Origin of the sequence: Methanobrevibacter sp. (genome assembly GCF_017431965.1) — an archaeon.
Classification (GTDB): domain Archaea; phylum Methanobacteriota; class Methanobacteria; order Methanobacteriales; family Methanobacteriaceae; genus Methanocatella.
Map to the genome: position 1 here is coordinate 1 of NZ_JAFRKB010000019.1, position 7,510 is coordinate 7,510.

At 35.0% G+C, this 7,510-nt stretch carries 6 protein-coding genes; 1 reads left to right on the forward strand and 5 read right to left on the reverse strand.

The window, feature by feature from the left end:
- The 5 genes from IJI93_RS01895 to IJI93_RS01915 all read right to left on the reverse strand — a co-directional run.
- Positions 1-4,163, reverse strand: a 4,163-nt coding sequence (locus IJI93_RS01895) for a DUF1565 domain-containing protein (protein WP_292819073.1), incomplete at its 3' end; no start/stop codon positions are given.
- A 220-nt stretch (positions 4,164-4,383) separates the two neighbouring features.
- The gene (locus tag IJI93_RS01900; RefSeq protein WP_292819076.1) at positions 4,384-4,701 is read right to left on the reverse strand and encodes a transcription factor S; all 318 of its coding nucleotides are present in this window, start codon (positions 4,699-4,701) and stop codon (positions 4,384-4,386) included.
- 138 nt (positions 4,702-4,839) lie between these two features.
- Positions 4,840-5,154, reverse strand: coding sequence for a DUF2149 domain-containing protein (locus tag IJI93_RS01905; protein WP_292819079.1), 315 nt, complete (start codon positions 5,152-5,154; stop codon positions 4,840-4,842).
- Positions 5,155-5,158: 4 nt separating this feature from the next.
- Positions 5,159-5,803: a MotA/TolQ/ExbB proton channel family protein gene (locus IJI93_RS01910; RefSeq protein WP_292819082.1), complete on the reverse strand. Its 645-nt coding sequence runs from the start codon at positions 5,801-5,803 to the stop codon at positions 5,159-5,161.
- Between the two features lie 13 nt (positions 5,804-5,816).
- Positions 5,817-6,524: a DUF2162 domain-containing protein gene (locus tag IJI93_RS01915; RefSeq protein WP_292819085.1), complete on the reverse strand. Its 708-nt coding sequence runs from the start codon at positions 6,522-6,524 to the stop codon at positions 5,817-5,819.
- Positions 6,525-6,766: 242 nt separating this feature from the next.
- On the opposite strand from IJI93_RS01915, the gene IJI93_RS01920 reads away from it, so the two are divergent.
- Positions 6,767-7,510: AMP-binding protein (locus IJI93_RS01920; protein ID WP_366513269.1), on the forward strand; the 744-nt coding region annotated here is incomplete at its 3' end.

Consider the following 7,510-nt stretch of genomic DNA (forward strand, 5'->3'; position numbering starts at 1 on the left):
CCAGCTAAAATAACAATCTTACCATTCTCAGCAATCTCAATCGCATGAGCAATAGTAGCAACAGGAGCATCAGCAGCACCACTATTATCATCACTACCATCAACAGACACATAAATAACATCAGGAACCACAACAGGCTCAGCAACATTAATTACAGTAGTGTTGATTGCATTGGTTGAAGCAATTGTGATTGTATCTTCACCGGCAACAGTTGCAGTGTATACAAATGTAGCAAGATTATCTTCAGTAGTGACTTTATCTTTATCCATTTCACCATTTAAAGCAGATGCACTAACTTCAACTTCAGGAATGGAATCATCTAACTCTTGAATAGCACCAGTTGAATCAGTGTAATGGTTAAAGTCAACAGTGAATTCAATTTCATCATCAATGTTTACATCTTCAGAAGTCAAGTTATTGTTAACGTTCATGACAACCCATTTGGATGCATCGAATTCGCAGTCTGCATCATCACCCCAATCATCTTCATAAGTGCCAACACCTATTAAGGATGAAGGATCATCATTGGTTCCCCACCAGTTATATTTTGCTTCCATTACATTATCATCACCATCATGGTAAATAATATAACCAGCAGAGTCAGTTAATAAGACAGAGTAATTGATTGCGAGTTTATTTCCATTATAAATAGCGTTTCCTCTTCCACCAGCAGTGTTATTGATAAATGAAGATTTGCTTATTACAGCATCTCCGGTTCCTGCTATGTTAATAGCACCACCGTCTCTAGCTGCTTTGTTGTTAATGAATGATGAATTAACAACATTTAATTTATAAGCATCAAGTGCACCACCAGATGAAACATTGTTGGTGTTAGAAATAAATTCTGTTCCGACAACATTCATAGTTGTTTTTGAATCACCTTGCACTATTCCCAATTTACCAACGTTATTTATAAAGTGAGAATCTGTTAAATTCAATGTTAATGAACCAGATGAAGTACCCACTTCAATAATCCTATAATCAGGAGCTACATTATTTTCAAATGTTGTATTAACTATTGTTACGCATTTTTCCAAACTGTCATATTTTCCAGAAAGTGCAATTAATTTTCCAGCAACACTATCAGAAATTACTGAATTGTTAATAACTAAATTATAAGCATTTGTTGAAATTAAAGTAGCGATGTTTGCATCATTATTCATAATAGTAACATTATTCAAGATGATATTATCTGCAGAATAACTATACATTATGGTACCATAATATCCGCTTGTAACTTCAGGATTAGCAGCTGAATTAATCAAAGCGATGTTGTTCAATTCAAATTTGTCTATTGAATTGCCTGAAGGCAAATAGAAGAATCTGCTTTTTCCTTCAGCATCGAAAATTACATTTCCAACACCAGTAATGGTTAAATCTTTAGTAATTAGATAATCTGTGCCGTTGTAAGTACCCTCATTAACAACAATCTGACCGGATCCGCCGACAATTGAAGCAAGTTCAATAGCTTTTGCAATAGTTGCCACAGGAGCATCTTCGGAACCATTGTTGTTATCATCACCATCTTTTGATACATAGATGATACCATAATATGGTGGTACTTCAGGCATAAAGCTCATTTCAACAAGAGCCTCTTCGCTTGAAACACTGACAATGTCGTTTATATCGCCAACAGTATATACTGAAGTTTTGGTTGCACCATCCTTAATAGTTAAAGATGCAGGTGCGAATGTTCCGCTGTCAGCAGATAATTGAACTTTGTATGTTTTAGGAATTACTCCACCGGTCAATTCTTCAATTTCACCAGCAGTAGTGTTAACATGATTGAAATCAACTGTTATTGCGACTTTATCGCCGACAATTGCTTCGGAAGCATTTGCAACAACATTCATGATGACCCAATTGTCCATAGTTATGTTTGTTCCTTTTACTTTGGTACTTGGATCATTGGTTCCCCACCAGTTATTGTTTACAGTAGCGATTCCTTGACCGTATATTGCATCATAGCCGGTTGCAGTACGGGTTTCTACAGATAAATTGTTAACAACAGAAGAGTATGAAACATCTAAAGTAGTCATGTCCACATATATTGCAGGCAATAATTTGGTAATGCCTGAATTATTTTCAATGACTGAATTTACAATAGTTGTTACCCTAGGTGCTTGTCCGGAAGGCATTGTTATTTTAATAGCCACACCTTCTCCATCACCTTGATTGTTAGTTATTATACAATTATCAATGCTTGCAGTTGCATTATTGATTTGAACAGCTGCAGAGTCATAACTTGCAGTATTATGATTAAATACAGAATCTACAATATTTACTGTATTTGCTTGTAAATAAGCACCCCCACCATTATTTGCTGAACAGTTTTCAAATGTACAACCAGTTATTTCCACATTTAATCCGCTAGCAGCAGATTGGCCAGCGCAAATTGCTCCACCCCAACTACCAGCAGTTGAGTTAATAAATTTGGAATCAGTTACAATAAGATTACCTGCAGCGTACCATAGATATATTCCTGCACCCCTACTTGAAGAATCCAAATTATCAAAGGTACATCCGTCAACAGTCATATTGACATCCACAACGGTACGGCCGGTACCGGTTCCAGAATTGACAAATATTGCACCACCGTATCTTGCTTTATTGTTTGTGAATCTGATATTGCTGAAAGCGACAGTAGCATCATTATGCAATATGAAAATACTGTTTGAACTTGCATTTCCATCAATGACAACGTTTCCAATACCTGTAATGGACATTGCAATGTCCCTGTCAAGAACAATGTTGTTTTCAGTGTATGTACCTTCTTCAATGAAAATTTCACCAGACCTTGTTTTAGCAAGCTCAACAGCCTTTGCGATTGTAGCTACAGGGCTGTCTTGTGAACCGGTGTTATTGTCATCACCGCCAACAGAAACCCAAGTAGAGTTTTCATCACCGATTACTGGTTCACCGGTTCTTGGAATTTCTTTAGCTAAAGGACTGCCGTCATTTAGTTTAAATTCACCGTTATCATCAATAGCCCAATTGTTTACATCTACGTTTAAGCCAGTAGGTCCATCGTTGCTTCCCCAATAATTATAATCCAAATTATATGCGCCGTTTGCATGAGTTGCATTGATTTTAAATGTGTTATTTTGAATATTATTGTAGTTTACATTAAAATTAGAATTACTGTTTGCAGCAAAAATATAATTCGGTTGGCTATTGTTTAAAAGAATACTTGTTTCAAGTGTGAAATTTTTAAGACCATTTACAAAGAATAAACCTGCTGTTGGATTATCACGGTAAACATAGTTATTCATTATTTTAGAGTTTCTAATCTCCATGTTTCCTTTAGCAGCTATAATTCCGCTAGCTGTAATATTACAATTAGTAATGGTTACATTGTCCAATATGACAGTACCAGCTGTTTTTTCAGCATAAATAACACCAAAAATATAGCTTGCAGTACTTTCACTTGAAATTGTTGAATTATCGATGATAGTGTTTCTTAATGTATAAGTGGTAGCAGAACTACCTCCAAAATCAATAGCACTAGCATATGAACCAGTTGATGATTTTGTGTTTAAGAATTTACAGTTATCTATCAATACGGTTCCTGATGTGAAAATTCTAACAGCACCATATCTTCCGGAAACATTATCAAAGGTACAGTCTGTTATATTAACATCAACATTACCTCCAATATTAATTGCCATGTTAGCCCCGGTACATGCACTATCCTTAAAGGTCAAATCTTTAAATACAACTGAACCGTAATCTGATTTTGTTGTAGAAAAAAATCCAGTTGACTCGAATTTAATTATTGTGCCATCCTGACTTTCACCTTGGAAAGTTAATTGTTTGGCAGTATCCTTGATAGGATTTTCGTTATATACTCCATTTTTTATAAAAATAGTTTCTCCACCATTAGCATTGCTTACAGCAGAAGAAATACTTTTATATGGATTATCTTCCGTTCCTAATTCTTCTCCACTATAACTACTATCCACATAGATAATAGTTTCCCCATCACCTAATAAATCATCATTTGTTGAAGTCAATAAGTTATCCTTAACCTCAACGCTTACTGCATCATCTGTATCAGCAGCAACGTCATTATTAAGTGAATCAGTTGCACTTACAGTACCCATAACCCCTATCATTACAAGTACTAAAAGCGCGCTAATAAAAACTTTTTTATTTATTTTCATTAGATCACTTCTTCTTGAAATTATAAAGTTAATAGGATAAAAAATAAAATTAACTTTACAATAATAAATATTGTTAAATATAATATATAAATTTTAAATTATAACTGAAAATAAATAAAACATATTTTATAATTTATTGTAAACAATTAATTTTAAATCTAATATAAAATACGTAATAAAATTAAATTATCAAATGTTATTTATCAGGAAATCCTATGCTCTAGTTGGAGCTTCTCCAGGTGTTTCCGCAATTGGCGCATCTTATGAAATTGGTTGGTGCCTCATCAGCTGATCTTGTTTGAACCGTCCACCAGTATCCCTTTGTTCCTCCACATTTATAGCATGTTATTGTTGTTGTAGGCAGGGCCACATTATTCTTGTCAGTCACAATCACTTTCATTTCGGGTTTTGTTTCACCCTCCATAGTGTATTGCTCTTCAATATCTTCATCAGTCAATGATTTTTCATAGCCACATCTACATTTGACTTTGCCTTCACTTGGCATTAACATTGCACCGCAATCAGGACAGAATTCCATATTATTAAACACCATTAAATTTGATAACATATAATTTAATCGAAGTTGTTTATAAAATAATCGATAGTTAAGATAACATAATCTAAGCTATTCAAAAAATAGTTAGAGAAAATTAAAAAAAAGTTTGAATGTGGAAGGTCAACCTTCCACCATAATCAGCTTACCGGTTGCAGGGTCTTTGTATACCTTACCCATTTCAGTATAGCCTTGACCGGTACTGTTGGAAGTATCCGGAGTTTCGTTTAACTGTTGGCCCTGGTCAACTTCGGTCATCTTTTCCACCTGCTGGGCGGAATTACTCGGATCTATCATCGCCTGCATGTTCCAACTAATGATAACGAAAACAAGAAATCCGACTGCAATAACCAGCATTGCATCCACAAGGTTAGCAGTACCAGCCATCGGGTCTTCTTCAACTCTTCTTGACCTGCGCCTACTACTTTTTCTTACCATAAAATCACTTGTTCATAAAATCTACAACTGAATCGATTAAAGCATCCAAATCAGATAAATAGCGGTCATACCATGAGGACCTTATTTTTCCGATTACATAACAGAGCGCACCGGAACCGATTCCCACAATAGTTGTGTTGAAAGCAACTGTTAGAGAACTTGCAAGAGTATTGATATCCCCTGCACCCAATGCCGCCAAACCAGGACCCATTGGGATTAAAGTACCCATCAAACCAAGAGTAGGTCCAATACGGGTAATGATATCAGTTCTTTGTAGTGTCTTTAAAGTTTTTTCTTCTTCAAATTCGAATAGCTTACGGGCCAAAGCCTCTCTTGAAGTTACGCTTAAACTATCTGAAGATGCAATTTCATTTAAAACCTTTTTCTGAGATTTTGGAATTTTGGCATTAGAAATTACATTTTTCAGCTCTTCAACAGAACCAGCCGCATTAATATCATAAATCAAATCTCTTATTGTTCCAACAGGCACCTTTTTTCTTGAAGTATACTCGGCAATTATTCCTCCCAATGCAATAATTGAAATAATAACAATCACAAGCAATATTACCAGTACCGGAATTGTTAGACTTTGTGAAATTACATCAAGAGATCCTGTTAAAAACTCTCCACCTGGAATATTTAAAGCCATATTTTTCACCTAATTAATCTAAAATATTACCTCTTCTACTTAAAACAAATCCTCCAGCAATCAGAATAGCAAATGCCAATATAACCATGAGGATATCTTGAGGAGAACCAATAGTAATAGGAGTCAAAGTTTTTGATAAAACCCCTGCAATGTTTGGAATTACAATTGCTGAAAGCAAGAAATATGCACCAAGAAGCAACATGAAATTGCCTAAAACGATAGGATAAGGTTTATCTATAAACCTTATGATGGTATTTGATGCAAAATAAGTTATAATCATTACTCCAACTAAAGCTGCTGCAGCATAGGCACTTAAATTAAGTGAAGTAACGCCGATTGTAGGGGCAACAATTAAAACACTTGCAATAATTGAACCAAAACAGCATGGACAAGGAGCTATAATAGCTATAGAAGTTGCAGTGGATGTATTCTTATCATGTATTTTCCATTCACGTATAGTAAATAAACCTGCAATAATCATGATTGAAGCCATTATTATATAAAATATTGTGTTATACCCATAAATTGCCTGAATCAATTGTTCGGCAAACAATGAAGCGATAGCGGAGATAATGATTACACCACCACCATAAGCGATACAGATTATTGCAAACAATTTTTTTGACAAATTGGCCAATCCTGAAGCGAGTCCGATTTTTATACCGAAAACAAGGACTGATGCAAAAATACCAACTTGCCATAACACACTCATCATATCCATATTAAATTCCCCATTTCAAATTAAATTTAATTTTTAACAATTAAATATAAGTTTTATATTCTATATAAAAATTTTTAAATGTCGATATGTAACTAAACAAACATCAATATTATATTTAAAACCAGACAATAAAAGATTTTTCATTTTTTATTTTCAAACGATTTTAAGATTGAGCTTACTATAAAATTTTTAAGTTAAAAAAATAATATAAATATACATTACAAAAATTAATGAGGCAAAATATGTTTTGGAATGAAGAAATTGAAACCATGCCAAGAGAAGATCTTGAAGAATTGCAACTGAAAAAGCTTCAAGAAACTGTTAAAAGAGCATTTGATAAAATTCCTTACTATCACAAGAAATATAGTGAAGCTGAAGTTTATCCTGAAGACATCGAAACTTTAAAGGACATTGAAAAACTTCCATTCATTACAAAAGACGACCTGAGGGAAAGCTATCCTTTCGGGCTTTTCGCAGTAGACATCAAAGAGATTAAAGAATTGCATTCATCATCCGGAACCACCGGCAAACCAGTTGTTTCAGGCTATACACAAAAGGATATAGACACATGGGCCGAAACCATAGCACGGGGATTGACCATGATGGGAATCGGTGAAAATGATATCCTGCAGAATACTCACGGTTACGGAATGTTTACAGGAGGATTTGGAGTTCACTACGGTTCACACAAAGTCGGTGCCGCAATCATTCCTATTTCAACAGGCCAGACAAGAAGACAAATTGAAATCATGAGCGATTTTGGAACCACAGGACTGATATTTACCCCTTCATACGGAATACATTTGGGAGAAGTTGCTCTTGAAGATGGAATTGATCCAAAAGAATTCGGCCTGAAGGCCATTGGCTTTGGAGCAGAAGGCTGGACTGAAGAGATAAGGCAAAGAGTAGAGGAAATCTTCGGTGCAAAGGCATACAACATTTACGGATTAACAGAACTGATGGGACCTGGTGTTGGAGTCGAATGC